Below are 4,007 nucleotides of genomic sequence, written 5' to 3' on the forward strand. Positions count from 1 at the left end.
TTTGCCAGCAATCGCGGAAGTAGCGAGTACAAGCAGCTAGAGCTTCGTGTTTATCAGGAATGCGGTCAAAAAACCATTGCTTGATATTTCGCTCGTTAGCATTAGATGCGCTTAATACAACTGATTCCCAAGGCGCATACCACCGACCCATCGTATGTTTGCTGTAATCTTGGATCAGCCAAGAAGAGTAGCCCTCTTTGCGGTTGGTGTAAAATTTATTTGAGGCACATTGGTTAACCAATTCGCGCGGAATACCTAAAGATTGCGACAATGGCTCGGCGCTACCTGCTTCAATTCTGCCCACAAACTTAGTGCTGATATTAGCGAGTAAGTCCGCTCCCGCTTCTGACTGTGCCACCCTAGTAAAACTGTTGGTAATCACCCCTAGGCGAATACCGTCCTTACCTCCCTTAGTTGCTAAATTAGATGCAAGCTTGAGTACCCCAGTATGCGTCACCAAGTTTTGAGCTTCGTCTATCAGTACGTGGCTGATTTCGTGACTCAAAGACTTTTGAATCGCAGAGCTATATGCTGCCAGCGAATAAGCTAAAGATTCCTGACCTTCATTCATATTCCGCAACGAAAATACCGTGAGCGCTTTATCAATACAAACTGTGGAAGGTAGAGCAATTGCTTTACCTATAGTTGTCCGCGTGTCGGTAATTCGAGATAAATTGAATTGAAGAAGATCGAGAGCTTGTTGGACGCGATCCCCTAAATTGGCTAAACGCGACTCTAGTTTTTCGCGCGTTACGAACCGCGTCAAGTCTTGCAGCGTAGGCGTAGATTGCCACGACGAAGAACCAAATCCGTCACGAATGGAGTTACCGTAGCGGCTTTGAATTACTGGATCGTCTAGGTAGGTCGTAATCGAAAGCTCAAGAATCGTGCGCGCAATTTGCTCTAACTGAACATCTTGCCTTGTTGGCCCCACCAGAATCATTAACTGTTCGAGCCAGTAGCTAACCAAAGAGCGCAATCGGTCTTGTTGAATCTCTTGGGGCAAACCAGAAAAGTTAGGGATCTGGATGATATTAAAGCTTTCAAGTTGGATGTCAATATGAGTACCACCGAGATACTTGCAGCGATCTCGCAGTGCAGAGCTACCATCCGGCGGAGGGTAATCGAGCCAAGTCACGGGCTGATTCATTGCTAAGGCATGATCGGCAATATTGTTAGCTAGAACTGATTTAGAGCTACGCTGTGCTGCGACGATACACCAGTGCTTTTCTTTGCCTGGATGGAAAAAATCTACTCGGAACGGTTGCTTGTCTGGAGCGATGAACTCAATTCCATGCTCGTCATTGGGTAAGGTACGGGCAATCGGGAAGAAGGCGATCGCATCTTTCACGCCGTAGTAAATCCGGCGGTCAAACTGAGCGCCTGTACGTTTTATCCTGGCATAGTCATAGCCAAATACCTTGTACTGCAACATTGGGTCATCATTGCAGGGCAGCGTTTGCAACCACAGTCGATGAGCAACCACGTACTCGCGCACCAATTCTAGCCATCGGCAGCGCGAGATAAAGTCTCGGCAAGCAATATCTAACTGGGCTAGGCTTTGGCGGTGGATCAGGACGCAAAAGCCTACTCGAATCGGAGCGCCTTGTGAATGCAAAGAGCGCAGTGCCTCTCTTGCCAGTCTTGTATTTTCATCAGCAGTGGCATCATAGTCTCTTTTCGATGCTGTAGCTTCAAACTGTTTGACTGATTGACGGTACAATTGGGAGGCAGCCTCACGGGCAATTTTTGAGTCGCTCGGTGTTAGCTGGATGCAAAATTCCGTGTCCGAAGACGATTCATTTGCTAATAAATCCCACAGCGCGCGGCATTGATGGAATTCATGAGCTAGGCTCTTGTACTGTCCGGTAGCCCTTAAAATCCCTGTATAGCGATCTTGAAGCAAGCCGGATTCTGGGTCGAAGCGTTTGGTATATACCCATTCTGGATCGAGCTTGGGCGGATAGTCTTTAATCAGATGCCCAGTAATATGCATTTCCCCCGTGACTTCGCTCGATAGACGTACACCACGCTCGTCAATTTTGCAGCGAATAATATTTGGTGATTTTCCTGGCGCTTCGCCACTAAAACGGTGGCGTAAGTTTGTCCAGATTTCTGACTCTCCCATTGGGCGTACTGATACCCCAAATGTGCCAGTCAACAAGGTTGAAGTTGATCTATACCCCCGTAAGAAGGCAGTTTTAAACTGCTCTTCTACAGCAATGATTTTATTTTGCGTCTTTTTGTTGGAAATCGAGTCTCTTACACCCGCCCATAGTTCATAAACTTCCTTGCCAAACGCTTCAATCTTGTCAGAGCTTTTGCGCCCTTGTTTATCCGACTTTGGCTTATAGGTCACGTACAACCTGGCAAACTTTGGCTCTCGCATTCCTGTCCGCGCCAATTGTTGCGCTCTACTCAATTCAGCAACCAACAACTGGTCAATTTCCGGATTAGTGTTATTTTCAATCAGGCGTAGCAATTGCTGTGTACGGTCGTAACTTGTCGCTTCACCGCCAATGTGAATATCCCAGATTAAGTAATAAGGGATGTTTAATAATCCTTCAGCCTCCGCATCATAGAGACTAACCAGGTTCTCGGCAAGGTCATATACATGAGTACCGTAAATTTCCCATCCCCATGTAAAGATTCGGGATGCAAAGCCATGTCGGAGAACTAATGAACCAACTTTCTCCCCAAACACATCAAATTCACACGTCGCTTGCAGTGGTAGGTAGTCGGAAATACTACCATGCTCTGCTTGACCTGTAATTTTTAAGTCTAAAGCGTTTTCCTTTTTGTATAACTTATCGTCTTCGTGCAACATTGTTTGCCTTGGGCGGTAACGTATCAGAGTTCGGCGAATCTGGCATATGTAAAATCGGCACTGAAACAAATCTGCCAAAGTTAGACCAAGCCGATTCCTCACCCTTCCCCGCATACAGCCAGTAAATTGCAATTACTGTGCCTCCAGATAAGGCGGTCTTCACTTTATCATCGGTTACTTCACTGGTGACTACCATGACCGCAAATCCAGCTAATAAGCCTGGAGTCAGATAGGAGGGGAAAAAGTTTAACAACTTCTTCTGCTTTCCTAATGCACGATTTGGTACAATCGGCTGGTTAACAATCGGCATAAATTTTTCCACGAATTTTCTGTAACTATCTTGCTCCGAGTGCAGAGATTAACTAATAAAAAGCTCAAGCATGGCATCGAATATTACTAGGGCAGCTATTACCTGGACTACCTTGCCAGTAACTTGGCGCGTCCCTTCATCGTCTTCATCACGCGATCTCCCAAATCGCAGCGCGAGGATACCTATAAAGACAATCCCTAGGATACGAAATAACGCACCAATCCATAGCGGAAAGCTAGTAGTGTCAGCAACCCCGAATCTGGCAAACAAAGTTGTTAGCCCCGTCTCCAAGGTGTCAAAAAATAAAGCATAAGCTGGTGAGTGCAGGGTGAAAAAACACCATGAGAGTACAGCACACAAGCCAAAAAGCAATTGTTGTCGATGGTGTTTCGATATTGCCCTCCAGTGCTGCCAAAGTAGTGCGGCTATTGTGCCACCCACACCACACAGGAGTAACATTAGCCACTCGCCCATCAACATCCGGTACAGAATTAGCAAGGCAACAGTCAGCCACGAAATATATTTTAGCGCAGGTGAGTCTATAAACTTGGTGATCGCCTTGGTTCTAGATTTATGAAGCGGAGTGCGGGTTGAGCCTAGTAGCTGTCTATGCATAGATATCTCTCCAATAGTCCTACTTAAAATATGCCCTCGCTTCAAAAAACGAACATTCACCCGTGAACGCGACCATAATCGCTTCATCCAATTGGCTGCTGGTATTTGAAACGCCGATTGATTTTCTTGAGTTACTATTACCTCGCTAGGTACGACAACTTCAGGCGGTTTCGCTAACATTAGTTTGAGCGCAGCGACCGCTCTGTTGTATGCCATCCTTGTCGCATCAGCCGACTTGCCTAGTTCAGCACCAAT

The 4,007-nt window shown here is 46.4% G+C and carries 3 protein-coding genes; all 3 read right to left on the reverse strand.

Annotated features, from left to right (window positions below; all coding sequences use genetic code 11):
* Window positions 1-2,827: hypothetical protein (locus C7B70_RS23630; RefSeq protein ID WP_106371375.1), on the reverse strand; the 2,827-nt coding region annotated here is incomplete at its 3' end.
* Window positions 2,808-3,137, reverse strand: coding sequence for a hypothetical protein (locus tag C7B70_RS23635; RefSeq protein ID WP_106371376.1), 330 nt, complete (start codon window positions 3,135-3,137; stop codon window positions 2,808-2,810). The genes C7B70_RS23630 and C7B70_RS23635, both read right to left, overlap by 20 nt.
* 48 nt (window positions 3,138-3,185) lie before the next feature.
* Window positions 3,186-4,007, reverse strand: an 822-nt coding sequence (locus tag C7B70_RS27275; protein WP_233221097.1) for a hypothetical protein, incomplete at its 5' end; no start/stop codon positions are given.

It is taken from the genome of Chlorogloea sp. CCALA 695 (assembly GCF_003003885.1).
Classification (GTDB): Bacteria; Cyanobacteriota; Cyanobacteriia; order Cyanobacteriales; family Chroococcidiopsidaceae; genus Aliterella.